The sequence below is a fragment of the Pseudomonas entomophila genome, from assembly GCF_018417595.1.
Classification (GTDB): Bacteria; Pseudomonadota; Gammaproteobacteria; order Pseudomonadales; family Pseudomonadaceae; genus Aquipseudomonas; species Aquipseudomonas entomophila_C.
Genome location: NZ_CP070982.1, coordinates 4,361,691 through 4,385,697, shown reverse-complemented (window position 1 = coordinate 4,385,697; position 24,007 = coordinate 4,361,691). Strand labels below are relative to the sequence as shown.

The window sequence follows — 24,007 nt, the reverse complement described above, 5'->3', positions numbered from 1 at the left end:
ATTTTGGATAATTACTCTAAAAATGACCTGTATTGTTCATTGAGTCATTTTTGTGACCATTCGGCCTGTCCTGGCCTCTAGGCGACCCCTGGCAAAGCTGTTACTCTCGGCGCGCTTTCAGATGATCCGGTTTGCAATGAACCGTCATCCCATATCAATAATAAGCGCATCGACGCATACCGAATTCGCTGTTGCTGAAGGAGCGGGCTTCCATGATCGAACATTTTTGGAAGGATAAATACCCAGCCGGGGTCACGGCGGAAATCAATCCTGACGAATTCCCCAATATCCAGGCGGTACTCAAGCAATCCTGCCAACGCTTTGCCGACAAACCAGCCTTTAGCAACCTGGGCAAGACCATCACTTACGGCGAGCTGTACGCGCTGTCCGGTGCCTTCGCCGCCTGGCTGCAGCAGCACACCGACCTCAAGCCCGGCGATCGTATCGCCGTGCAGCTACCAAACGTCCTGCAATACCCGGTCGCCGTGTTCGGTGCCATGCGCGCCGGCCTGATCGTGGTCAACACCAACCCGCTGTACACCGCGCGGGAGCTGGAGCACCAGTTCAACGACTCCGGTGCCAAAGCCTTGGTGTGCCTGGCGAACATGGCGCACTTGGCGGAAAAGGTGGTGCCCAAGACCCAGGTCAAACACGTCATTGTCACCGAAGTGGCCGACCTGTTGCCACCTCTGAAGCGCCTGCTGATCAACAGCGTCATCAAGTACGTGAAGAAAATGGTGCCGGCCTACAACCTGCCGGGCGCCGTGCGCTTCAACGACGCCCTGGCGCTGGGCAAGGGCGGGGCGGTCACCGAGGCCAACCCGCAGCCCAACGACGTGGCCGTGCTGCAGTACACCGGCGGCACCACCGGCGTGGCCAAGGGCGCGATGCTCAGCCACCGCAACCTGGTCGCCAACATGCTGCAGTGCCGCGCGCTGATGGGCTCGAACCTGCACGAAGGCTGCGAGATCCTCATCACCCCGCTGCCGCTGTACCACATCTATGCCTTCACCTTCCATTGCATGGCGATGATGCTGATCGGCAACCACAACATCCTGATCAGCAACCCGCGCGACCTGCCGGCCATGGTCAAGGAACTGGGCAAGTGGAAGTTCAGCGGCTTCGTCGGCCTGAACACGCTGTTCGTTGCCCTGTGCAACAACGAGGCGTTCCGCAACCTGGACTTCTCGGCGCTGAAGATCACCCTGTCCGGCGGCATGGCCCTGCAACTGAGCGTGGCCGAACGCTGGAAAGCCGTGACCGGCTGCGCCATCTGCGAAGGCTATGGCATGACCGAGACCAGCCCGGTGGCGGCGGTCAACCCGTCCGATGCCAACCAGGTCGGCACCATCGGTATTCCGGTGCCCTCCACCCTGTGCAAGATCATCGACGACAACGGCCAGGAACTGCCCCTGGGCGAAGTGGGCGAGCTGTGCGTGAAAGGCCCGCAGGTCATGAAAGGCTACTGGCAGCGCGAAGAGGCCACCGCCGAAATTCTTGACAGCGATGGCTGGCTGAAGACCGGCGACATCGCCCTGATCCAGCCGGATGGCTACATGCGCATCGTCGACCGCAAGAAGGACATGATCCTGGTCTCGGGCTTCAACGTGTACCCCAACGAGCTCGAAGATGTGCTCGCCGCCTTGCCGGGCGTGCTGCAGAGCGCGGCCATCGGTGTGCCGGACGAGAAGTCCGGCGAGGTGATCAAGGTGTTCATCGTGGTCAAGCCGGGCATGACCCTGACCAAGGAGCAGGTGATGGAGCACATGCGCGCCAACGTCACCGGCTACAAGGTGCCGCGCTACATCGAGTTCCGCGATGCGCTGCCGACCACCAACGTCGGCAAGATCCTGCGCCGCGAGCTGCGTGACGAAGAACTGAAGAAGCAGGGCCTGAAGAAGATCGCCTGATCCGCAGCCTGCGCAATCGGTGTAGGAGCGGCCTTGTGTCGCGAAAGGGTCGCGAAGCGGCCCCAGGATATCAGCGACAACGCATCAATCGATGGGGGTGCTTCGCACCCCTTTCGCGACGCAAGGCCGCTCCCACAGAGAGGTTGTGTAGGGTTAAGACTCAGCGCAGTTTCTCGAGCATCTGGTAGTACCACATCCCCGCCGCCAGCAGCGGATTCCCCAGCAAGTCCCCCATCGGCACCTTGATGTGCTTGCACGCCGCGAAGGTGTCGAACTTCTCCAGCGTCCCGGTCAGCGCCTCGGCCATGATCTCGCCCATGATGTGGCTGGTGGCGATGCCGTGCCCGGAATAGCCCTGGCAATACCAGACGTTGTCCGACAGCTTGCCCAGCTGCGGGATGCGGTTGACCACGATGCCCATGGCGCAGCTCCACTGGAACTCGATCGGCACGCCCTTGAGCGCCGGGAAGGTGCGCTCGATGCACGGGCGCAGCTCGGCTTCGATATCCCGCGAATCACGCCCGGAATAGTTGGCGCCGCCACCGAACAGCAGGCGCTTGTCGGCGGTCAGGCGGTAGTAGTCGAGGACGAAGCGGCAATCGTACACCGCCAGGTCCTGGGGGTTGATCTGCTCGGCCAGTTCGCCCAGCGGCGCGGTGGTGACGATGCCGCCCATGGCCGGGAAGATCTTGCCCTTGAGCTGGCGCTTTTCCAGCTTGTGGTACACGTCGCCGGCCAGCATCACCTGGCGTGCCTCGATGCGCCCTTGGGCGGTGACCACGGCCGGGCGTGGGCCGTGGACGATCTCCAATACTTCTGAATGCTCGAACACCAGCGCCCCCAGGCCATGGGCGGCGCGGGCCTCGCCCAGGCACAGGTTGAGCGGGTGCAGGTGCAGGTTGCGGCGGTTCTTCAGCGCGCCGAGGTACAGCGGGCTCTGCAGGTGGCGCTGCATGGCGCTGCGGTCGAGCAGCTGTACCTGGTCGCCCATGCCGCGGCGCTGGGCCTCGGCCTCGAAGGCGCGCAGTTCGTTCAGGTGCGACGGCTTCATCGCCGCGTGCAGGTGGCCGCGCTTGAGGTCGCAGGCGATGCCGTAGCGCTCGACACGCTGCTCGATGATCTGGTGGCCGCGCCAGCGCAGGTGCCAGATGAAATCGTCCACCTCGCTGCCGAGCCGGTCGCGCATCTGCGTGCGCATGGCTTCGTCGCCCGACAGGCTGCCGGTGACCTGGCCGCCGTTGCGCCCACTGGCGCCCCAGCCGATGCGGTTGGTCTCGACGATGGCCACCTTCAGGCCGCGCTCGGCCAGTTCCACGGCGGTGGCGACGCCGGTGAAGCCGCCGCCGATGATCGCCACGTCCACTTGTACCGTGCCCTTGAGCGTGGGGTACTCGGTCATGTCGTTGAGGGTGGCGCTGTAATAGGACGGCGCGCGCTGGGCCGCGCCGTTGTTCACTGCTGCGTTCATGGTTGTTCCTTCTTGTAATCTCGTGGGCATCAGGCCTGGTGCAGGTACCAGCGCCAGTCCTGCTCGCCGACCTCGGCCATGAACTGGCGGTACTCGGCGCGCTTGACCTTCAGGTATACGCCGAGGAATGCCTCGCCCAGCGCTTCGCGGGCCCAGCTCGAACGCTCCAGGGCGTCGAGGGCGGTGAGCCAGTCGGTGGGCAGGTGTTCGGTGGCCTGGGCATAACCGTTGCCTTCTACCGGCGCGCCGGGGTCGAGCTGCTCGCGGATGCCCTGGTGGGTGGCGGCGAGGATCGCGGCGGCGGCCAGGTAGGGGTTGGCGTCGGCGCCGCAGATGCGGTGCTCGATATGCCGGCTGTTGGCCGGGCCGCCGGGCACGCGCAGGCTGACCGTGCGGTTGTCCACGCCCCAGGTCGGCGCCAGCGGCGCATAGCTGTTGGCCTGGAAACGGCGGAACGAGTTGGCGTTGGGGCAGAACAGCAGCAGCGATTCGCGCAGGTGGCGCAGCATGCCGGCCACCGCCTGGCGCAGCAGCGGCGTGCCGGCCTTGTCTTCGCTGGCGAACAGGTTGTTGCCCGCGGCGTCGGCCAGGCTCAGGTGCATGTGCATGCCGGTGCCGGCCAGCTGGGCGAACGGCTTGGCCATGAAGCAGGCCTGCATGCCGTGGGCGTTGGCCACGCCCTTGACCAGGCGCTTGTAGCGCACGGCCTGGTCCATGGCTTCGAGCGCGTCGCCGTGTTCCAGGGTGATTTCCACCTGGCCGGGCGCGTACTCCGAGATGGCGGTGCGGGCGGGAATGCCCTGGGCCTTGCAGGCCGCGTAGAGGTCGGCGAGGAACGGCTCGATCTGCTCCAGCTCGCGCAGGCCATACACCTGGGTGGTGCGTGGGCGGCCGCCGTCGTTGTCCAGCGCCGGCTGCGGCCGGCCCTGGGCGTCGCGTTGCTGGTCGAGCAGGTAGAACTCCAGCTCGCAGGCCATGACCGGGTGATAACCGTCGGCCTTGAGCGCGTCGATGGTGTGGATCAACACATGGCGCGGGTCGGCGATGCTGGCTGGCAGGCCTTCGCTGGGGTGCATGCTGACCTGCACGGCGGCGGTTGGTACCCGGCGCCAGGGCAGGCGCACCAGGCTGCCCTCCAATGGGTAGGCGCGGCAGTCGATATCGCCGACATCCCACACCAGGCCGGAGTTTTCCACGTCATCGCCGTTGAGGGTCAGACCGAGGATCGTGCTGGGCAGCGGGCGGCCGGTGTCGAACACGGCCAGCAGTTCGTCGCGGTGCAGCAGCTTGCCGCGGGGCACGCCGTTGGCGTCGAGGATGAACAGTTCGATCAGGTCGATATCGGGGTTGTCGGCCAGGAATCGTCGGGCTTGCTCTACAGGTGCAAAGTGCATGGTGGGTTCGCTCATGGGCAGGCACGACCGCCGCGCAGGCGAGCGGTCAGGCTGAGTCAATCGGCCTTTTTTGGCCGGGTTGGGTCAGGGGTGCTTGAGCGAAGTATCCGGTGGGCGCGCGTGGCGGCAGTGCCACAGGGCCCAGAAGGCGAGAATGATGTGGACCAGCGGATTTTCGCCGGCACGGGCCCTGGCCTTCGTTTGCGAAGGGCGGGACAGCGGGCGGGCGATGATCGGGTCGGGGAGCATGCTCTGGATACTCACACGGGGCGTAACGTTGATTAAAGCAGTGAATGGCGACGTTCATTCCGTTATCGGCTAAACATTGATGCCGGCCCCTTCGCAGGTAAACCCGCTCCCACAGGGGCTTGCCAGCATTAGATCACCCAGTGCCCCTGGCCCGGCTTTGCCGGGCATCGCCAGCAAAGCTGGCTCCTACAGGTTTACGGTGAAAATCAGGTTTGGCGTGGGCCCTGTAGGAGCGGGTTTACCCGCGAAGGGGCCGGTGCAGGCAGCATCTGGCTGGCAAATCTGCGACAATCCCACCCCTTACGAATGCCGATCATGAAAAAGCAGGCCTCACCTGCATCATTAAAAAGCCCCATGACAGACCACGCCATCGACCAGCTGCTGCAAAACCTCGACCACGCCATGATCGCCGACCGCCATCGCCTGCGGCGGCAACTGCATGAGCTGCGCAAGCGCCCCGACGAGGGCAAGCTCGCGCAGTGGGTGGAAAAGGTCCAGGCCTCCTGCGCCCAGGTCACCGCGCGCCAGCAGAGCGTGCCGACCATCCGCTACGACGACAGCCTGCCCATCGCCGCCAAGCGCGACGAGATCAAGAAGGCCCTGGCCGAGCACCAGGTGCTGGTGATCGCCGGCGAGACCGGTTCGGGCAAGACCACCCAGCTACCCAAGATCTGCCTGGAACTGGGCCGTGGCAGCCATGGTTTGATCGCCCACACCCAGCCCCGGCGGATTGCCGCGCGCAGCGTGGCGGCGCGGGTTGCGGAAGAGCTGGGCACACCGCTGGGAGCGTTGGTCGGCTACCAGGTGCGCTTCGAGGACCAGAGCGATTCGAACACCCTGGTCAAGCTGATGACCGATGGCATCCTGCTGGCCGAGACCCAGCACGACCGCTTCCTCGAGCGCTACGACACGATCATCGTCGACGAAGCCCACGAGCGCAGCCTGAACATCGACTTCCTGCTCGGTTACCTCAAGACCCTGCTGCACCGTCGGCCGGACCTGAAGCTGATCATCACTTCGGCGACCATCGACCTGGAGCGCTTCTCCCAGCACTTCGACGGCGCGCCCATCATCGAAGTGTCGGGCCGCACCTACCCGGTGGACATCTGGTACCGCCCGCTGACCAGCGAGCAGGACGAGGAGGGCAACCAGGTCGAGGACGACCTCACCGTCGACCAGGCGATCCTCGCCAGCCTCGACGAGATCGCCCACCACGAGCGCAGCCAGGGCAAGGGCCCAGGCGACGTGCTGGTGTTCCTGCCGGGTGAACGCGAGATCCGCGATGCCGCCGAGATCCTGCGCAAGGCCCAGCTGCGCCACACCGAGATCCTGCCGCTGTATGCGCGCCTGACCCCGGCCGAGCAACAAAAGATCTTCCAATCGCATAGCGGCCGGCGCGTGGTGCTGGCGACCAACGTCGCCGAGACTTCGCTGACCGTGCCGGGCATCCGCTACGTGATCGACAGCGGCACCGCGCGTATCAGCCGCTACAGCTACCGTGCCAAGGTCCAGCGCCTGCCGATCGAGGCGGTGTCCCAGGCCAGCGCCAACCAGCGTAAAGGTCGTTGCGGCCGGGTCGAGCCGGGTATCTGCATCCGCTTGTACAGCGAAGAGGATTTCAACGGCCGGCCGGCGTTCACCGACCCGGAGATCCTGCGCACCAACCTGGCCGCAGTGATCCTGCAGATGCTGCACCTACGCCTGGGCGCCATCGATGCCTTCCCGTTCATCGAGCCGCCGGATGGCAAGGCCATCAGCGACGGTTTCAACCTGCTGCAGGAGCTGTCGGCGGTCAACCGCGAGAACCAGCTCACGCCGCTGGGGCGGCAACTGGCGCGCCTGCCGATCGACCCACGGATGGGCCGCATGCTGCTCGAAGGCGCACGCCAGGGCAGCTTGCAGGAAGTGCTGATCGTTGCCAGCGCCCTGTCGGTGCAGGACCCGCGCGAGCGACCACCGGAGCGCCAACAGGCCGCCGACCAGGCCCATGCGCAGTGGAAGGACGTCGATTCCGACTTCGCCGCGCTGGTCAACCTGTGGCGCGGTTTCGAGGAGCAGCGCCAGGCGCTGACCGCCAGCCCGCTGCGCAACTGGTGCCGGAAGAATTTCCTTAACTACCTGCGCCTGCGCGAATGGCGCGATGCCCATCGTCAATTGGCGCTGATCTGCCGTGACCTGCAGTTGACGGTGAACAAAGAGCCGTGCGACTACCCGCGCATGCACAAGGCCATCCTCAGCGGCCTGCTCAGCCAGATTGGCCACAAGGCCGAAGAGGGCGACTACCAGGGCGCGCGCCAGCGCCGCTTCTGGATTCACCCGTCGTCCGGCATCGGCCGCAAGCGCCCACAGTGGGTGATGACTGCTGAACTGGTGGAAACCACCAAGCTGTATGCGCGCATGGTGGCCAAGATCGAGCCGGACTGGATCGAGCCACTGGCCACCCACCTGATCAAGAAGAACCACTTCGAACCGCACTGGGAGAAGAAGCGTGGCCAGGTGGTGGCTTACGAGCAGATCACCCTGTACGGGTTGATCATTGTCGGCCGCAGGCCCGTGCACTTCGGCCCGATCGACCCGGCCACTTCCCGCGAGCTGTTCATCCGCGAGGGCCTGGTCGGCGGCGAGATCCAGTCGCGGGCCAAGTGCCTGGCGGCCAACAAGCGCCTGCTCGAACAGCTGGACGAACTGGAGGCCAAGGCCCGCCGACGGGACATCCTCGCCGACGAAGAGACGCTGTACGCCTTCTATGAAGCGCGTTTGCCGGAAGAGATCCACCAGACCGCGACCTTCGACAGCTGGTACCGGATGACCAGCCAGAAGGACCCGAACCTGCTGATCATGCGCGAGGAAGACGTGCTGGCCCGCGAGGCCAGTGAAGTCACCGCCGCGCAGTACCCGGACCACCTGCAGGTGGGCGAGCTGCGCCTGTCGCTGAGCTACCACTTCGAACCGAACCATCCACGTGACGGCGTCACCGTGCGGGTGCCGGCGCCACTGCTGCCGAACCTGCCGGGCGAACGCCTGGAGTGGCTGGTGCCGGGCTTGCTGGAGGCCAAGTGCATCGCCCTGGTGCGCAACCTGCCCAAGGCCCTGCGCAAGAACTTCGTGCCGGTGCCCGACTTCGTCAAGGCGGCCTTGTCGCGCCTGGCCTTCGGGCAGGGCGCGCTGCCCCAGGCGCTGGGCCATGAGTTGTTGCGCATGACCGGGGCACGGGTGTCCGACGAGGCCTGGGCCGAAGCCGCCAGCCTGGTCGAGGGGCACCTGCGCATGAACATCGAGGTGGTCGACGCCCAGGGCAAGTTCCTGGGCGAAGGCCGCGACCTGGCCGAGCTGACCGCGCGCTTCGCCGCCGCCAGCCAGGCCGCCTTGGCCCTGCCGCGTAACGAGAAGGCCGAGCAGCCGGTGCAGGCCAAGGCGTTCTCGCAAGTGGCGCAGACCGCCCAGCAGAAGATCGCCGGGCTGTCGATGACCGTGTACCCGGCGCTGGTCGAGGATAACGGCACGGTGCGCGAAGGGCGCTTCTCGACCCAGGCCGAAGCTGAATTCCAGCACCGCCGCGCCTTGCAGCGCCTGTTGCTGCAGCAGCTGGCGGAGCCGGCCAAGTTCCTGCGCGGCAAGCTGCCAGGGCTGACCGAGCTGGGCTTGCTGTACCGCGAGCTGGGCCGGGTCGAGGCGCTGGTGGAGGACATCCTGCTGGCCAGCCTCGACAGCTGTGTGCTCGAAGGCGAAGACCCGTTGCCGCGCGACGGCGCAGGCCTCGCTTCGCTGGCCGAACGCAAGCGTGGCAACTGGGCCGAGCATGCCGAGCGCCTGGCGCGCCAGACGCTGGAGGTGCTGAAGCTGTGGCATGGTTTGCAGAAGCGCTTCAAGGGCAAGATCGACCTGACCCAGGCGGTGGCGCTCAACGATATCAAGCAACAACTGGCCAATCTGGTATATCCAGGCTTCGTACGTGAGACGCCGGGCGCCTGGTTCAAGGAGTTGCCGCGTTATCTCAAGGCGGTGGAACTGCGCCTGGAGAAGCTGGGTTCGCAGGTGCAAAAGGACCGGGTATGGAGCGGCGAACTGGCCAATTGCTGGGCGCAGTACAAGGCCCGGGCCGACAAGCATGCCCAGGAGGGCAAGCGTGACGAGCAACTGACCTTGTACCGTTGGTTGCTGGAGGAATACCGGGTGTCGTTGTTCGGTCAGCAGTTGGGCACCAAGGTGCCGGTTTCCGACAAGCGCCTGAGCAAGCAGTGGAGTCTGGTGGAAGCCTAACCTCGCTGATTTGTGGCACACTTGCAGGAATTTGCGGCCGCATTGCGGCCCATTCGCTGGCAAGCCAGCCCCTACAGGTTTATTGCCGATTCTGAAGTCGGTGGTGTCCCTGTAGGAGCGGGTTTACCCGCGATCGAGGGCAAAGCCCTCGCCAATACGGATTATTACGATTGCAAATTGGTACCAAGGTGCCAGTATCGAACCCCAATTTTTGGCCTGCGCCCTTCCGGCGCCGGCCCCAGACCAGAGGAACGACCGTGCACAACGTCGTGATCAGCGGCACCGGCCTGTACACCCCGGCCCAGAGCATTTCCAACGAAGAACTGGTGGCCTCCTTCAACACCTGGGCGCAGCAGTTCAACACTGAAAACGCCGCCGCCATCGAGCGTGGCGAGGTCGTGGCGGCGCCGCTGTCCGACGCGGCCTTCATCGAGAAGGCCTCGGGCATCAAGAGCCGCTTCGTCATGGACAAGGCCGGCATCCTCGACCCGCAGCGCATGAAGCCGCGCCTGCCGGAGCGCAGCAACGACGAGCAGTCGATCCTCTGCGAGATGGGCGTGGCCGCCGCCCGCCAGGCGCTGGAACGTGCCGGCCGTAGCGCCGCCGATGTCGACGGGGTGATCGTCGCCTGCTCCAACCTGCAGCGCCCATACCCGGCCATCGCCATCGAAGTGCAGCAGGCGCTGGGCATCCAGGGTTTCGCCTTCGACATGAACGTGGCCTGCTCCTCGGCCACCTTCGGCATCCAGACTGCCGCCAACAGCGTGCAGCTGGGCCAGGCCCGCGCGGTACTGGTGGTCAACCCGGAAATCTGCACCGGCCACCTGAACTTCCGTGACCGCGACAGCCACTTCATCTTCGGCGACGCGGCCACCGCCGTGCTGGTCGAGCGTGCCGACCTGGCCACCTCGAAGCACCAGTTCGACATCGTCAGCACCAAGCTGCTGACCGCGTTCTCCAACAACATCCGCAACAACTTCGGCTTCCTCAACCGTGCCGCGGAAGAGGGCATCGGCGCGCAGGACAAGCTGTTCGTGCAGGAAGGCCGCAAGGTGTTCAAGGAAGTCTGCCCGATGGTCGCCGAGCTGATCGGCCAGCACCTGGCCGAGAACGACCTGCAACCTTCGGACGTCAAGCGCTTCTGGCTGCACCAGGCGAACCTGAGCATGAACCACCTGATCGTCAAGAAGCTGCTGGGGCGTGAAGTGGCGGAGGAAGATGCGCCGGTGATTCTCGACCGCTATGCCAACACCAGTTCGGCGGGGTCGGTGATTGCCTTCCACCTGTACCAGGATGACCTGGCCAAGGGCTCGCTGGGTGTGCTGAGCTCGTTTGGTGCGGGGTATTCGATCGGTAGTGTGGTGCTGCGCAAGCGCTGATCGGAGAATGCTGGGGCCGCTCTGCGGCCCTTTCGCGGCACAAGGCCGCTCCTACAGAGGTTCGCGTTCCCCTGTAGGAGCGGCCTTGTGCCGCGAAAGGGCTGCAAAGCAGCCCCGTACGATTCTGCAGAAAAAAAGCGGGAAATACCGGATGGGGTCGGCATTTCCCGCCTGAGCGACGCAGGGGCGCGACTGCTTAGAACTTGGCTTCCAGGTCCACCTGCAGCGTGTCGACGTCGGCATCGCTGTTCGGCAGGTTGGAGTAGTCGGTCTTGGCCATCAGGTAGGCGCCACCGACGGTGAAGTTCTTGTCGATCTCGTAGCCAACCTTGAACTTGTGGCCACGTGAGCCGGTGAAGCCGTTGCCGAAGTCGGAGTCGGTGAACAGGCTGACCACGGCGTTGCGCTGCACGTCGCGGTAGTTGTAGTCCAGGCTCCAGGCGCCCAGCTTGGTCTTCAGGCCGGCCAGCCAGGCCTTGTCCTTGCCGTCGGTGCTCTCGGTGTTCTTGACGAACTGGCCATAGGCCGACAGTGGGATGGCGAAGCCGGTGAAGTCCAGCTGACCGAAGCCTTCCACCAGGTTGAACTCGTTGGTGGTGTTGCCCAGCGAGCGCAGCGCCGCGGACTCCTTGTCATTGTCGTAGCCGTAGATGCTGCCGCCCACGGTAAGCTTGACGGTGTCGGCCGCGTTGAACTTGGCGCCCAACTGGCCGTGGTACAGCTGGGCGTCGTGCTTGAACTGCACGCCGTCGCCGTCGACGTTATCTTTCAGGTTGTAGTGGCCGGCGCTACCGAACAGTTCGGCGCCGCCCAGGTTGGTCTTGTAGGTGACCGCCACACCTTCCGGGTTGATGTCGCTGTCCCAGATGATGTCGCCCATGCTCACCCAGGGCTGGTTCATCTTGCCGCCGATCAGGTGCAGGTTGGGGATGGCAGTCGGGTGCCAGTCGAGGTAGGCCAGGTCGACCCACAGCGATTTCTTCTCGAAGTAGTTATCCAGGCTCTGGTTGGTGGAGCGGGCGTCGGCGCTGCTGCCGGTGGCCACGCGCACACCGGCGTCGACCTGCGGGTTGATCTCGCTGTAGAAGCCGACACGGGCACGAACGCGCTCGCGGTCCTGGTTGCCGCTGCGGGCGATGGGGTTGTCGACGTTGACGTCTTCGTAACGCAGGCGCACGTCACCCTTGATCTGGGTCTTGGCGGCCCATGCCACTTTCTGTTCGAAGGAGCTCAGGCGCTCGGACTGGGCTTTCTGGTCGGCCTTTTCCTTGGTTTCCTTTGCCAGGTCGCCTTGCAGTTCGTTGTACTGCGCCTGGTTGATCGAGCCATTGGCGCGGAGCATTTCGAGCAGCTTGGCGTCGACAGCAGCACTGGCCGGAGTACTCAGAGCCAGCATCATGCCGGTGAGGCTCACTCCGGTAAGTGTAGAAACAAGACGCATAAGGTTCTCCCTGTTGGAAAAAGTGGGGAGGCTCAAGCGCCCGCCCCCAAGTTGGCATGTCTTCGGAAAAGGCCTGAATAGACAGGTTCTGGGGTTCCGGAAAACAGGCGCAAGTATTGCGGGGGGGAATGACAGAATAATGTCTAAACAGTGGCACTGTTGTGAAGTAAACGGGCCGTCATTTGAGTGTCACGGTCGGTTTGGCAATACTGGCGTTCTTTGTCCTGCGAGTTGCCGATGTGACCAGCCTCCACAGCCTTGCCCACCTGCGCGACCTGCCGGCGACCACCTGGGACGCGCTGGTGCCGGATGGCCAGCCGTTCCTGCGCCATGCCTTCCTCACGGCCATGGAGGACAGCGCCAGCGTGGTGCCCGACACCGGTTGGGCCGCCGAGCACCTGGTGCTGGAGCGCGATGGCGAGGTGCGTGCGCTGCTGCCGGCCTACCGCAAGTGGCACTCCTTCGGTGAATACGTGTTCGACCAGGGTTGGGCCGATGCCTGCGAGCGCGCGGGCATCGCCTACTACCCCAAGCTGCTGGGGGCCGTGCCGTTCAGCCCGGTGAGCGGGCCACGGCTGCTGGCGGGCGACCCTGCCGATGGCCTGCTGTTGTTGCAGGCGATCCCGGAGTATCTGGAGCAGGGCGGGTTGTCCGGTGCACACATCAACTTCACGGACGCGGCCCTGGACGACAGCATCGCCAGCCTGCCGGGCTGGATGGAGCGCCTGGGCTGCCAGTTTCACTGGCGCAACCGTGGCTACCGGGATTTCCAGGACTTCCTCGACACGCTCAGCTCGCGCAAGCGCAAGCAGATGCGCAAGGAGCGCGAGCAAGTGGCGGGGCAGGGGATCGAATTCGCCTGGTACAAGGGTGATGAGCTGAGCGAGGCGCAGTGGGATTTCGTCTACCTCTGCTATGCCAACACCTATGCCGTGCGCCGTCGCGTGCCTTACCTGACCCGGGCGTTCTTCAGCCTGGTCGCCGAACGCATGCCTGAGGCGATCCGCGTGGTGATCGCCCGGCAGAACGGGCGGGACGTGGCCATGGCCTTGAGCCTGCTAGGCGGCGACAGCCTTTACGGGCGCTACTGGGGCTGCCTGGACGAGTTCGACCGGCTGCATTTCGAAACCTGCTTCTACCAGGGGATGGATTTCGCCATCGCCGAAGGGCTGCAGCGCTTCGATGCGGGGGCACAGGGTGAGCACAAGCTGATTCGCGGCTTCGAGCCGGTGATCACGCGGTCGTGGCATTACCTGCGGCATCCGGGGTTGCGGCGGGCGGTGGAGGATTTTCTCGGGCAGGAGCGGGTGGGGGTGCGGGCCTATGCCGAGGAGGCGCGGGGGATGTTGCCTTACCGTCGGGATTGATGGCTGTCTATTCCGGCCCTTTCGCGGGTGAACCCGCTCCCACAGGGGGGGGCGGAAAACCTGTAGGAGCGGGTTTGCCCGCGAAAAGGCCGCTGCAGACGGAAACAGATGTCAATCGACGCCGACGAACCCACCGGTCTGGTGGTGCCACAACCGCGCGTACAACCCGCGCTGGGCCAGCAGTTCGCTGTGGCTGCCGCTCTCGACGATATGCCCCTTGTCCAGCACGATCAGCCGGTCCATGCGGGCGATGGTCGACAGGCGGTGGGCGATGGCGATCACGGTCTTGCCCTGCATCAGCGTCTCCAGGCTCTCCTGGATAGCGGCCTCGACCTCCGAGTCCAGCGCCGAGGTGGCTTCGTCCATCACCAGGATTGGCGCGTTCTTCAGCAGCACCCGGGCAATGGCGATGCGCTGGCGCTGGCCACCGGAGAGTTTCACGCCGCGCTCGCCGACATGAGCGTCGAAACCGGTGCGGCCCTGGGCATCGGACAGCTGCGGGATGAACTCGTCCGCCCGCGCCCGGCGCACCGCTTCCCAGACCTCTTCATCGCTGGCGCCGGGGCGGCCGTACAGCAGGTTGTCGCGGATCGAACGGTGCAGCAGCGAGGTGTCCTGGGTGATCATGCCGATCTGCGCACGCAGGCTGGCCTGGTTGACCTCGGCGATGTCCTGGCCGTCGATGAGGATGCGCCCGCTGTCGATGTCGTACAGGCGCAGCAGCAGGTTGACCAGGGTCGACTTGCCGGCGCCGGACGGGCCGATCAGGCCGATCTTCTCGCCGGGGCGGATGTCCAGGTTCAACGCGTCGATCACCTTGCTGCCCTTGCCGTAGTGGAAGTCGACATGGTCGAAGCGTACCCCGCCACGGCTGACCTTCAGCGCCGGCGCGTCGGGCTTGTCGCTGACCGTGACCGGTTGGGCGATGGTCTGCAGGCCGTCCTGGACCATGCCGATGTTCTCGAAGATGCCGTTGACCACCCACATGATCCAGCCCGACATGTTGACGATGCGGATCACCAGGCCGGTGGCCAGGGCGATGGCGCCGACGCTGATCAGCGACTGGCTCCACAGCCACAGTGCCAGGCCGGTGGTGCTGACCACCAGCAGGCCGTTCAGCGAAGTGATGACCACATCCATGCTGGTGACCACCCGCGAGGCCAGTTGGGTTTTTTCGGTCTGCTCGCTGATCGCCTCGCGGGCGTACTGGCGTTCGTGGTCGGTGTGGGCGAACAGCTTGAGCGTGGCGATGTTGGTGTAGCCGTCGACGATGCGCCCCATCAGCTTGGAGCGGGCGTCGGAGGAGATCACCGAGCGCTCCTTGACCCGCGGCACGAAGTAGTAGAGCGAGGCGATGTAGCAGGCGATCCACACCAGCAGCGGCAGCATCAGCCGCCAGTCGGCCTCGGCGAACAGCACCAGCGAGCTGATGGCGTAGATCAGCACGTGCCAGAGCGCGTCCACCGCCTGCACCGCCGAGTCGCGCAGGGAGTTGCCGGTTTGCATGATGCGCTGGGCAATGCGCCCGGCGAAGTCGCTCTGGAAGAAGTTCAGGCTCTGCTTGAGCACGTAGTTGTGGTTCTGCCAGCGGATCAGGCTGGTCATGCCTGGGCTGATGGTCTGGTGCACCAGCAGGTCGTGCAAACCGAAGAACAACGGCCGCAGCAGCAGGATGACCACGAGCATCCAGAGCAGCTCACCGCTGTGCTCACTGAAGAAATTGACGTTTGGGGTGCCCTGGGCCAGGTCGATGATCCGGCTCAGGTAGCTGAACATGGCTACCTCGATCAGCGAGGCGACCAGGCCGACGATCAGCAGGGCGAGAAAGCTCGGCCACACCTGGCGCAGGTAGTACAGGTAGAACGGCCAGACCTGGCCGGGAGGCGCCTCGGTGGGCGCCTCGCGGAAGATGTCGATCAGTTGCTCGAAACGACGGTACAGCATGGGTGACAAGACTCCTGTGTGACCCGACCCACGTCCCTGTGCGGCGCGTGGTCAGTCGATGCGTTTGGCCGACTTGATGTACACCGGGTCCGCCGGGACATCGCGCATGCCTTTCTTGACGGTGGTCGGCGAGTTGACGATCTGGTCGACCACTTCCATGCCCTTGGTGACTTTGCCGAACACCGCGTAGCCACGGTCGCGGCCCGGGTTGAGGAAGTCGTTGTCGGCGACGTTGATGAAGAACTGGCTGGTGGCCGAGTTCGGGTCGGAGGTACGGGCCATGGACAGGGTGCCACGGGTGTTCTGCAGGCCGTTGCTGGCTTCGTTGCGGATCGGGTCCTTGGTGTTCTTCTGCACCATCTGGTCGGTGAAGCCGCCACCCTGGACCATGAAGCCCGGGATCACGCGGTGGAAGATGGTGTTGTTGTAGAAGCCGCTGTCGACGTACTGGAGGAAGTTCTTCGTGCTGATCGGTGCTTTTTCAGCGTTCAGCTCGATCTCGATTTTGCCAAAGCTGGTGACCAGCTCAACGTGCGGGGTCTTGTCGGAGGCCATGACGCTGGTGGCGAAGGCGACCGAGCAGGCGGTGAGCAGAAGTTTTTTCAGCATGGGCTCAAAGATCCTTGAGAGGTGGAGGCGGCTGCGAGGAACTGCAGCAGGGTGAGGTTGAAGACCTCGGGTTGATCGAGGGGTGTAGCGTGCCGTGAATCGTCGATCACCGCCAGCCTGGCGTTGGGCATCAGGGCAACATAACGCGCCTTGAGTTGTACCGGGGTGTAATCGTGGTCGGCGGCGATCACCAGCGTCGGACAACGGATCTGGCCGATGCGTTCCTGCACGCCCCAGTCGACGATGGCGTCGAAGCTCTTGAGGTAGGCGCGCTTGTCGTTGCGTGCCCAGCGTTCGGCCATCTTGCGCCGCAGTTCGCTTTGCCCGGGCTTGGGGAACAGCCGCTGGGCCAGGCCCTTGCCCACCGTCTCGACGCTGAGCAGGCGCGCCAGGCCCCAGCGCTTGAGCCACCAGATCCAGTCGCTGCGGGTGCGGCGCTTGACCTGCGGGGCGCTGTTGACGATGCACAGGCTGCGCAGCCAGTCGGGGTGGTCGACGGCGAACTGGAAGCCGACCATGCCCCCCATCGACAGCCCGACGAAATGCACCGGGCCGGTGCCCAGGTGCTTGAGCAGGGCCAGCAGGTCTTCGCTGAAGGTCTTGATCCGGTAGCCGCGTCGCGGCTTGGCGGATTGGCCATGGCCACGGATATCCATGAGGATCACCCGGTAGTGGCGGCTGAACTCGGGCACCTGCAGCTCCCAGTCCTGGCTGCTCGAGCCCAGGCCGTGCAGCAGCACCAGGGGCTCGCCCTGGCCATGTTCCTCGTAGTGCAGCAGGCAACCGTCATGTTCGAAACAGGCCATGGGCGCGGTCCTCTCAGGCTTGCGGGGGGGCAGCGAAGGGCACGTCCAGGGGCGCGGTATCGAAGTTGCGCAGCAACTCGATGAGGATCTGCGTGGCCGGACCCAGGGTCTTTTCCTTGCTCGAATAAAGGTAGAACAGTGGATGGCGGCTGCCACCCTGGTCCAGCGGCAAGGGCTTGAGCACGCCTTCGCGCAGCTCGCGCTCGATCATGTGCCGGGGGAGCCAGGCAAAGCCCAGGCCGCTGCTGACGAAGGTGGCGGCGGTGCCCAGGCTGCCTACCGTCCAGCGCTGCTCGGCGCCCAGCCAGCCGACGTCACGGGGTTGCGCGCGGCCAGAGTCGCGGATCACCACCTGCAGCTGGCTTTCCAGGTCCTGGAAGGTGATCTCGCGGCCGGTGCGGTGCAGGGCGTGTTCGGGGTGGGCGACGGCGATGAACTCCACCGGGCTCAGCTCGGTGCCCAGGTAGCCGCCGATGTTGAAGCTGCTGATGGCGAGATCTGCGATGCCTTCGTGCAGCACCTCTTCGACCCCGGACAACACCTCTTCACGCAGCCGCACCCGGCAACCACGGCTCTGCGGCATGAAGGCGGCCAGGGCGCGCACCAGACGAGCGCTGGGGTAGGCGGCGTCGACCACCAGGCGCACCTCGGCTTCCCAGCCCTGCTCCATGTGGTGGGCCAGGTCTTCCAGCTGGCTGGCCTGCTTGACCAACTGCCGCGAGCGGCGCAGCAGCACGTTGCCAGCTTCGGTCAGCACCGCCTTGCGCCCATCGATGCGCAGCAGCGGCACGCCCAGCTGCTCCTGCATCCGCGCCACGGTGTAGCTCACCGACGACTGCGAGCGGTGCAGGGCCTCGGCGGCCTGGGCGAACCCGCCATGGTCGACCACCGCCTGCAGGGTCCGCCACTGATCCAGGGTTACGCGCGGCGCTTTCATCTAGGGCTCCTGTTGTCCTAAGCTGCGCTCTTCTCAAGGAGAGCGCCCGTATGAAGAAATGTTGTGCGGCTTTGCTGTTGTGCCTGCCCTTCACCGCCATGGCTTACCCCATCGACGTGGAGAAGGAGCTGACCGGGGTCAAGGTCGACTACACCGCCTATGACACGGCCTACGACATCGGTGCCATCACCCTGAACAACTACGGGCAGGTGCCGGCGGCCTGCAAGGTCATGTTCCGCAACGGCCCCGAGGCGCCACGGGTGCGCAGGGTCAACGTGCCGGCCGGCAAGAGCGTGGATGTGACCGCCAAGTTCAACCGGCAGATCATCAAGCTGCGCATCCTGCTGGACTGCAAAGCGGAATAAACGGATTAATCGATAGATTGATCCCACTTTTTACGCTTTTTTATCGATAGGTCAACCCTTAATCTCACCTCCATCGAATCGCCACCCCTTACCGCCGATGGAGGCACCCCATGTCCCGCGTACTGATCATCGAAAGCAGCGCCCGCCAGCAGGATTCCGTTTCCCGTCAACTGACCCGCGATTTCATCCAGCAGTGGCAGGCGGCGCACCCGGCGGACGAGATCACCGTGCGTGACCTGGCGGTGAACCCGGTGCCGCACCTGGACGCCGACCTGCTGGGCGGCTGGATGAAGCCAGAAGATCAGCGCAGCGCCGCCGAGGTGGATGCCCTGGCCCGCTCCAACGCCCTGACCGACGAACTGCTGGCTGCCGACGTGCTGGTGATGGCCGCGCCGATGTACAACTTCACCATCCCCAGCACCCTCAAGGCCTGGCTGGACCACGTGCTGCGCGCCGGCATCACCTTCAAGTACACCCCGACCGGCCCGCAAGGCCTGTTGAACGGCAAGCGCGCCATCGTCCTGACCGCCCGTGGAGGCATCCATGCCGGCGCCAGCAGTGACCACCAGGAACCCTACCTGCGCCAGGTGATGGCCTTCATCGGCATCCATGACGTCGACTTCATCCACGCCGAAGGCCTGAACATGAGCGGCGAGTTCCACGAGAAGGGGCTGAACCAGGCCAAGGCCAAGCTGGCCGCGGTGGCCTGATCCGCGACGAATTCCCAACCTGACACCTTGTTGCTCCTTTGGGTGTGCCTGCCCGGCCAATCGATGGCCGGGCTTTTTCATGGTTTGCCGGCACGCCCCCTGTAGGAGCTGGCTTGCCGGCGAACACACGCACAATCTCCATGGTTGAACTGCCCGGGCCCAACCCGCTAAGGTCCCCGCCTTGATCCACGAGGGCCAACCATGGGCTACCTGATAATCGTCGCGCTGATCCAGGCGTTCTCCTTCAACCTGATCGGCGAATACCTGGCCGGCCATGTCGACAGCTACTTCGCCGTGCTCGCCCGGGTGGTGCTGGCCGGCCTGGTGTTCCTGCCGCTGACCCGCTGGCGCCAGGTCGAACCGCGCTTCCTGCGTTCGATGCTGTTGATCGGCGCGCTACAGTACGGCATCACCTACGTCTGCCTGTACCTGAGCTTCCGCGTGCTCACCGTGCCCGAGGTGCTGCTGTTCACCATCCTCACCCCCTTGCACGTCACGCTGATCGAGGACGCCTTGAATCGGCGCTTCAACCCGTGGGCGCTGCTCGCCGCGCTGGTGGCGGTGGCCGGCGCGGCGGTGATCCGCTTCGACACCATCTCGGGCGAGTTCTTCATGGGCTTCCTGCTGCTGCAACTGGCCAACTTCACCTACGCCGCCGGCCAAGTGCTGTACCGCCATCTGGTCGCCCGCCACCCCAGCAACCTGCCGCATTACCGGCGCTTCGGCTACTTCTACCTGGGCGCGCTGATCGTGGTGCTGCCGGCCTTCCTGCTGTTCGGCAACGCCCAGCACCTGCCGAGTACCAACACCCAATGGCTGGTGCTGCTGTTCCTCGGCCTGTGCCCGACCGCGCTGGGGTTGTACTGGTGGAACAAGGGTGCCTGCCTGGTGTCCGGTGGCACCTTGGCGGTGATGAACAACCTGCATGTGCCGGTGGGGCTGTTGCTGAACCTGCTGATCTGGAACCAGGACGAACCGCTGGGGCGCCTGGCCATTGGAGGATCGATCATCCTGGCGTCGGTGTGGCTGAGCCGCTTGGGTGGCCAGCGCGCGCCAATACCTGGAGCGATATCGTCGCGCTGATCGACCAAGCATCACATTGAAGGCGCCCCCAGTGGGCGCCTTCGTCTTTTCCGGCGCCAGGGTTGGCCCACGGAGCAGGCCAGGGGCAAGATAGGCGCAGGTGACCTCAAGATCGCCAGTCTTGCAATGGACGTGAACAACAATACAAGGAAGAGACCGTGAACCTTGACCTGACTGATCTGAAGCTGTTCATAAAGATTGCCGAGTCGCCCAGCCTGACCCAGGGCGCCCGGCGCGCCTGCCTGTCACCCGGCGCGGCGAGCATGCGCATCAAGTCGATGGAAGGCGAACTGGGCGAGGGACTGTTCCTTCGCCAGAGCAAGGGCCTGGTGCTGACGGCGGCGGGCAGGCGGCTGCTGGTCCATGCGCGCAAGATCCTCGGCCAGCTGGAGGTACTCAAGGCCGAGTTCGAGCGGCACGAGGAACAGGATGTGGCCAGCATGCGCATGTACGTCGACGGCTTCACCGCCTTCGAGTCCACCCAGCAGCGGCTGGTGCGCTACCTGGCAGAGCATGCGCATATCGCCATCGACCTGCAGGCGCGCAACCCGGGGGAGATCGTGCGGGGCGTGCGGGAAGGGGCCGTCGATATGGGCGTGGTGGCCGGCAGCGTGCCGGTGGAAGGCTGCGCCTCGATCGCCATGCCGGTGCTCAACTATGTGGTGGTGCTGCCACGGCGCCATCCGCTGGCCAATACCGCGACCCTACGCCTGCGCGATGTGCTGCGACACCCGCAGGTGGGCCTGTGCGGCGATACCGCCCTGGGCCGGCTGATCGAGGAGCAGGCACGGGACGATGGCAGCGAGGCGCAGTTCAGGATCAAGGTATCCACGGGCGAAGCGTTCTGCCGGATGGTCGCCGAGGGTGTGGGCATCGGTGTCGCGTCGGACGCGGCGGTGCAGCGCTACCTGCGCTGCTGCGCGCTGGTGACGCGGCCCCTTGAGGAAGCCTGGGCGCGGCAGGATCACATGATGCTGGTCAGGCACTGCGACAGCATGCCCCGCCATGTCACCGAATTGCTCTCCTACCTGAGCGCTGCCTGAGGAGGCGCTCGCCGATGCCGGGCGGCTGCGTCCGGCATCGGCAAGTGGCTCAGCGGGTCCCCGGCACCAGGCTGAGGATCTCGTCGATGGGCATGCAGGCCGGCTCGATCTCGTAGGCGCGGTCGTTCTCCAGGATGCTGGTGGCCACCTGGCGCATGGCCGAGTAGGCGCCGCGCAACATGTGGTTGGCGTAGATCACCGCGTTGAAGCCCGCATCGGCCAGGCACGAGAACGTCAGTTGCGGGTAGCTGGTGGGCACGCAGATCAGCGGCGTGGCGGGGTGGCGGTGCTTGAAGCGCCGGGCGAACTCGAGGATTTCCTCGCCACTGCGCTTGCGGCTGTGGATCATGATGCCATCGGCACCGGCCTCGGTGTAGGCGCTGCAGCGGGCCAGGGCATCCTCCAGGCCTTTTTCCAGGATCAGGCTCTCGCAGCGGGCGAAGATCATCATCCGGTCACCGGGGCGGTGTTGCGTGCCGGCCCTGATCTTTTCGCAGAAGTGCTCCACCGTCTCCTGCTCCTGGTGCACCGAGAGGCCCAGCAGGGAGTTCTTCTTCAAGCCGCACTTGTCTTCGATGACGATCGCCGAGACACCGGCGCGCGCCAGCCATTGCACATGGATGGCGAAGTGCTCGACCTTGCCGCCGGTGTCGGCGTCGTAGATCAGCGGCAGGTCGCACACCCCGAGGATCTCGTTGAGCCGTTCGAGGCGGTCGCTGGGCGAAAGGATCTCGATGTCCGGCAGGCAGCGCTGGGTCGAGTCGGTCAGCGAACTGGACCAGATGGCGTCGTAGCCCAAGCTGGCGCCGCGCGCCTCCAGGCGCACGCTCTTGGCCAGCATGGCCGATATCGGGCTGTGCGCTTCCAGTACGCGCAGGCAGGGTTTGTCATGGAACAGTTGGCGCAGGTCGATGCGCGAATCGGGATTCACGATGTTCATGGGGCCACTTCCTTGATCAGGGGGTGTCAGACGGCCAGGACCGACTCCATCTTGTGCAGGTGTTCGCAGGCGCGTTGCACGTATTCGCGCGACAATGCTTCGATCCGCGCGTAGTCGAGCGCCTGCGCCGTGGCCTGGCAATAGAGCTCCAGGGCGCTGGTGGCATGGAAGAAGTGCTGGGCCTCGACCGCGCCACAATGCACGCTGAGGAAGGTGGCGATACGGTGCGCCTCGCCTGCGGGCTTGCCTTGCACCTGCTTCAGCCAGTCTTTCCACAGCGGCGTCATCACGTTGTATTCACCGGTGTTGAACAGCTCGGTCATCGCCATCATTTCGATGGCTTCCACCAGTTGCGGGGCGAGCGGGCGCTTGCTGCCGACCCAGCTGGAGAACTCCTTGGTCACCGGGTTCAGGTAGCGGTCCTGCAGGCGCCAGTCGTCCGAGCCGCAGATGGCCGTGGCCATGCGCGCATACAGCTTGGAGTGGTGCGGGTGGCCGTGCATCTCGCCCAGGCCGATGTCCTCGACGATGATCTCGCCGCAGTGGCGCGCGGCTTCCAGCAGGCGCAGGCGGCCCTGGTCATCGTCGAGTGCCTCGGACTCCTGCAGCAGCCGCACGATGATGCTGGACACCGCGTGGGCCGCGCCATCCGGGCTGCGCCAGCCGCAGAAGAAAGTGCACAGGCTGTCGCGCGACCAGGGCTGCGAGGTGATGCGCTGGTAGGTGTCCAGGTAGTCGCCGAGCAGGTCGTCGTGAACGTCGAAGCCCTTTCTCAGGGCGCTGGCCAGCCGTTTGTCCTGGACATCGGTCAGCGCCTGGTCAACGAATGACAGCATGAAATCCGTTTTCTTCATGTCATGATCTCGCGGTTGGGTGGAAAGGCCGGGTTCAGGCAAGTGATGCGATGAAGGTGGCGAAGCGGCCCAGGCCCTCGACCAGGTCGTCCTCGCTCACCGAGTAGGAGAGCCGTACGGCGCGAGGGTCGCCATTGCTGCAGCCGGGCACCAGGGCGATGCGCGCCTCGGTCAGCAGCAGCTCGCACAGGTGGCTGGCGTCGCGCAGGGGGTGGCCCTGGTAGTGCTTGCCCAGCAGGTCGCCGATGTCCAGGTACAGGTAGAAAGCACCCTGGGGCGGGGCGAAACGGATCCCTTCGAGCTGGCCGAGCAGGGCGGTGGCCGTGGCCAGCTGGCGGTCGAGCTGGGCGTTGATGTCGGCGGCGAAGCGCTGCCCGCCCTCGCCATCCAGGGCGGTCAGCGCGGCGTACTGGGCCAGGCTGCTGGGGTTGGAGGTGGTGTGCGCTTGCAGGTTGTGCATCGCCGTGACCACCGCCTTGGGCGCGCAGGCATAGCCCAGCCGCCAGCCGGTCACGGCCTGGCTCTTGGAGAACGAGTCGATGACGATGGTCGACCCCTTGAGCTCGGGCAGCAGGCTGACGATGTTGTGGTGTTGCTGGCCGCCGCGCAGCAGGCCGCGATAGCACTCGTCGAAGATGACCCAGAGCTTGCGCTCCAGGGCCAGCTCACCGATGGCGAGCAGTTCCTGGGGCGAATAGACCACCCCGGTGGGGTTGTTCGGGGTATTGATGATGATCGCCTTGCTGCGTGGCGACAGGGCGGCTTTCACCGCCGCGCCGCGCAGCGTGTACCGGTCGGCCCGGGTGTCGATGAACACCGGGCTTGCGCCTGCCAGTTCGACCTGGGTGGGGAAGGTCTCCCAGTAGGGGCGTGGAATGAGTACTTCGTCGCCAGGATTGAGCAGTACCATCGCGCTGTTGTACAGCGCTTGCTTGGCACCGCTGGACACGGCGATCTCGTCGGCGCCGTAGGTGACGCCCAGGCGCTGGCTGACACTGTTGGCCAGGGCTTGGCGCAGGCGCGGGTTGCCCAGTGGCGGGGTATAGCGGTTCCACTGCTCGTGCACCGCGGCGATGGCGCCGCTGCGCATGTCAGGCGCTGCGTCCGTGGCCAGCTCGCCGGCCGCGAAGTTGATCACCTTGATGCCGGCGTCGCGCAGGGCGTTGGCTTTGCTGCGCATGCTCGAGGTGCCGGGCGCGCCGATGCGGCCAGCGCGCTCCGAGAGTTCGTAGGTCATGGTTCACATCC

The 24,007-nt window shown here is 65.1% G+C and carries 19 protein-coding genes; 8 read left to right on the top strand and 11 right to left on the bottom strand.

Annotated elements, in window-relative coordinates:
* The first annotated feature begins 212 nt into the window (after window positions 1-212).
* The gene (gene fadD1, locus JYG34_RS18970) at window positions 213-1,910 is read left to right on the top strand and encodes a long-chain-fatty-acid--CoA ligase FadD1 (protein ID WP_213657841.1); all 1,698 of its coding nucleotides are present in this window, start codon (window positions 213-215) and stop codon (window positions 1,908-1,910) included.
* A 160-nt stretch (window positions 1,911-2,070) separates the two neighbouring features.
* On the opposite strand, the gene JYG34_RS18965 is transcribed toward fadD1, so the two are convergent.
* From JYG34_RS18965 to JYG34_RS18955, 3 genes are all read right to left on the bottom strand, one after another.
* Window positions 2,071-3,378 carry an NAD(P)/FAD-dependent oxidoreductase gene (locus tag JYG34_RS18965; RefSeq protein WP_213657840.1) on the bottom strand — a complete coding sequence of 436 codons (1,308 nt, stop codon included), beginning with the start codon at window positions 3,376-3,378 and terminating at the stop codon, window positions 2,071-2,073.
* A gap of 29 nt (window positions 3,379-3,407) precedes the next feature.
* On the bottom strand, window positions 3,408-4,772 hold the full coding sequence (locus JYG34_RS18960; RefSeq protein ID WP_213661224.1) for a glutamine synthetase family protein: 1,365 nt from the start codon (window positions 4,770-4,772) through the stop codon (window positions 3,408-3,410).
* A gap of 84 nt (window positions 4,773-4,856) precedes the next feature.
* Window positions 4,857-5,036 carry a hypothetical protein gene (locus JYG34_RS18955; protein ID WP_213661259.1) on the bottom strand — a complete coding sequence of 60 codons (180 nt, stop codon included), beginning with the start codon at window positions 5,034-5,036 and terminating at the stop codon, window positions 4,857-4,859.
* A 339-nt stretch (window positions 5,037-5,375) separates the two neighbouring features.
* Here JYG34_RS18955 and hrpA point away from each other — a divergent pair, with 339 nt between their 5' ends.
* Together hrpA and JYG34_RS18945 are read left to right on the top strand one after the other, a co-directional pair.
* Window positions 5,376-9,281, top strand: coding sequence for an ATP-dependent RNA helicase HrpA (hrpA, locus tag JYG34_RS18950; RefSeq protein ID WP_213657839.1), 3,906 nt, complete (start codon window positions 5,376-5,378; stop codon window positions 9,279-9,281).
* A gap of 257 nt (window positions 9,282-9,538) precedes the next feature.
* Window positions 9,539-10,660 carry a beta-ketoacyl-ACP synthase III gene (locus JYG34_RS18945; RefSeq protein ID WP_011535046.1) on the top strand — a complete coding sequence of 374 codons (1,122 nt, stop codon included), beginning with the start codon at window positions 9,539-9,541 and terminating at the stop codon, window positions 10,658-10,660.
* Between the two features lie 196 nt (window positions 10,661-10,856).
* Here the strand turns inward: JYG34_RS18945 and JYG34_RS18940 are convergent, their stop codons facing one another.
* On the bottom strand, window positions 10,857-12,101 hold the full coding sequence (locus JYG34_RS18940; protein WP_213657838.1) for a putative porin: 1,245 nt from the start codon (window positions 12,099-12,101) through the stop codon (window positions 10,857-10,859).
* Window positions 12,102-12,340: 239 nt separating this feature from the next.
* Here JYG34_RS18940 and JYG34_RS18935 point away from each other — a divergent pair, with 239 nt between their 5' ends.
* Complete coding sequence (locus tag JYG34_RS18935) at window positions 12,341-13,468, top strand: GNAT family N-acetyltransferase (RefSeq protein WP_213657837.1); 1,128 nt, start codon at window positions 12,341-12,343, stop codon at window positions 13,466-13,468.
* Window positions 13,469-13,579: 111 nt separating this feature from the next.
* Here JYG34_RS18935 and JYG34_RS18930 read toward each other — a convergent pair whose 3' ends face one another.
* From JYG34_RS18930 to JYG34_RS18915, 4 genes are read right to left on the bottom strand one after another with little or no spacing between them, the layout of a single operon-like run.
* The gene (locus JYG34_RS18930) at window positions 13,580-15,412 is read right to left on the bottom strand and encodes an ABC transporter ATP-binding protein (protein WP_213657836.1); all 1,833 of its coding nucleotides are present in this window, start codon (window positions 15,410-15,412) and stop codon (window positions 13,580-13,582) included.
* Between the two features lie 51 nt (window positions 15,413-15,463).
* A complete protein-coding gene (locus tag JYG34_RS18925; RefSeq protein ID WP_213657835.1) occupies window positions 15,464-16,021 on the bottom strand; it encodes a peptidylprolyl isomerase in 558 nt (185 codons plus the stop codon).
* Complete coding sequence (locus JYG34_RS18920) at window positions 16,015-16,827, bottom strand: alpha/beta fold hydrolase (RefSeq protein WP_213657834.1); 813 nt, start codon at window positions 16,825-16,827, stop codon at window positions 16,015-16,017. Before JYG34_RS18920 ends, JYG34_RS18925 begins: the two co-directional genes overlap by 7 nt.
* Before the next feature lie 13 nt (window positions 16,828-16,840).
* Entirely contained in the window at window positions 16,841-17,764 is a 924-nt protein-coding gene (locus tag JYG34_RS18915; protein WP_213657833.1) for a LysR family transcriptional regulator, read from the bottom strand.
* Window positions 17,765-17,814: 50 nt separating this feature from the next.
* Here JYG34_RS18915 and JYG34_RS18910 point away from each other — a divergent pair, with 50 nt between their 5' ends.
* The 4 genes from JYG34_RS18910 to JYG34_RS18895 all read left to right on the top strand — a co-directional run bounded on the left by JYG34_RS18910 (window position 17,815) and on the right by JYG34_RS18895 (window position 20,965).
* On the top strand, window positions 17,815-18,129 hold the full coding sequence (locus JYG34_RS18910) for a 3-phosphoglycerate kinase (protein ID WP_011535039.1): 315 nt from the start codon (window positions 17,815-17,817) through the stop codon (window positions 18,127-18,129).
* Between the two features lie 110 nt (window positions 18,130-18,239).
* Entirely contained in the window at window positions 18,240-18,839 is a 600-nt protein-coding gene (locus JYG34_RS18905; RefSeq protein ID WP_213657832.1) for an FMN-dependent NADH-azoreductase, read from the top strand.
* 201 nt (window positions 18,840-19,040) lie between these two features.
* Entirely contained in the window at window positions 19,041-19,922 is an 882-nt protein-coding gene (locus tag JYG34_RS18900) for a carboxylate/amino acid/amine transporter (RefSeq protein WP_213657831.1), read from the top strand.
* Between the two features lie 158 nt (window positions 19,923-20,080).
* Window positions 20,081-20,965, top strand: a complete 885-nt coding sequence (locus tag JYG34_RS18895; RefSeq protein ID WP_213657830.1) for a LysR family transcriptional regulator — start codon at window positions 20,081-20,083, stop codon at window positions 20,963-20,965.
* 49 nt (window positions 20,966-21,014) lie between these two features.
* Here JYG34_RS18895 and aepX read toward each other — a convergent pair whose 3' ends face one another.
* The 3 genes from aepX to JYG34_RS18880 are packed head-to-tail and all read right to left on the bottom strand — an operon-like array spanning window position 21,015 to window position 23,996.
* Window positions 21,015-21,905: a phosphoenolpyruvate mutase gene (gene aepX / locus JYG34_RS18890; RefSeq protein WP_213657829.1), complete on the bottom strand. Its 891-nt coding sequence runs from the start codon at window positions 21,903-21,905 to the stop codon at window positions 21,015-21,017.
* A gap of 26 nt (window positions 21,906-21,931) precedes the next feature.
* Window positions 21,932-22,759, bottom strand: coding sequence for a hypothetical protein (locus JYG34_RS18885; RefSeq protein ID WP_213657828.1), 828 nt, complete (start codon window positions 22,757-22,759; stop codon window positions 21,932-21,934).
* Window positions 22,760-22,793: 34 nt separating this feature from the next.
* On the bottom strand, window positions 22,794-23,996 hold the full coding sequence (locus JYG34_RS18880) for a pyridoxal phosphate-dependent aminotransferase (RefSeq protein ID WP_213657827.1): 1,203 nt from the start codon (window positions 23,994-23,996) through the stop codon (window positions 22,794-22,796).
* Window positions 23,997-24,007 lie beyond the last annotated feature (11 nt).

What these genes read in the sequence shown, in the direction of transcription:
- hrpA (WP_213657839.1), top strand. Translation starts at nt 5,376, where the DNA reads ATGACAGACCACGCCATCGACCAGCTGCTGCAAAACCTCGACCACGCC.
- JYG34_RS18905 (WP_213657832.1), top strand. Translation starts at nt 18,240, where the DNA reads ATGTCCCGCGTACTGATCATCGAAAGCAGCGCCCGCCAGCAGGATTCC.
- JYG34_RS18900 (WP_213657831.1), top strand. Translation starts at nt 19,041, where the DNA reads ATGGGCTACCTGATAATCGTCGCGCTGATCCAGGCGTTCTCCTTCAAC.
- JYG34_RS18880 (WP_213657827.1), bottom strand. Translation starts at nt 23,996, where the DNA reads ATGACCTACGAACTCTCGGAGCGCGCTGGCCGCATCGGCGCGCCCGGC.
- JYG34_RS18925 (WP_213657835.1), bottom strand. Translation starts at nt 16,021, where the DNA reads ATGCTGAAAAAACTTCTGCTCACCGCCTGCTCGGTCGCCTTCGCCACC.
- JYG34_RS18965 (WP_213657840.1), bottom strand. Translation starts at nt 3,378, where the DNA reads ATGAACGCAGCAGTGAACAACGGCGCGGCCCAGCGCGCGCCGTCCTAT.
- aepX (WP_213657829.1), bottom strand. Translation starts at nt 21,905, where the DNA reads ATGAACATCGTGAATCCCGATTCGCGCATCGACCTGCGCCAACTGTTC.
- JYG34_RS18960 (WP_213661224.1), bottom strand. Translation starts at nt 4,772, where the DNA reads ATGCACTTTGCACCTGTAGAGCAAGCCCGACGATTCCTGGCCGACAAC.
- JYG34_RS18910 (WP_011535039.1), top strand. Translation starts at nt 17,815, where the DNA reads ATGAAGAAATGTTGTGCGGCTTTGCTGTTGTGCCTGCCCTTCACCGCC.
- JYG34_RS18920 (WP_213657834.1), bottom strand. Translation starts at nt 16,827, where the DNA reads ATGGCCTGTTTCGAACATGACGGTTGCCTGCTGCACTACGAGGAACAT.
- JYG34_RS18885 (WP_213657828.1), bottom strand. Translation starts at nt 22,759, where the DNA reads ATGAAGAAAACGGATTTCATGCTGTCATTCGTTGACCAGGCGCTGACC.
- JYG34_RS18915 (WP_213657833.1), bottom strand. Translation starts at nt 17,764, where the DNA reads ATGAAAGCGCCGCGCGTAACCCTGGATCAGTGGCGGACCCTGCAGGCG.
- fadD1 (WP_213657841.1), top strand. Translation starts at nt 213, where the DNA reads ATGATCGAACATTTTTGGAAGGATAAATACCCAGCCGGGGTCACGGCG.
- JYG34_RS18940 (WP_213657838.1), bottom strand. Translation starts at nt 12,101, where the DNA reads ATGCGTCTTGTTTCTACACTTACCGGAGTGAGCCTCACCGGCATGATG.
- JYG34_RS18930 (WP_213657836.1), bottom strand. Translation starts at nt 15,412, where the DNA reads ATGCTGTACCGTCGTTTCGAGCAACTGATCGACATCTTCCGCGAGGCG.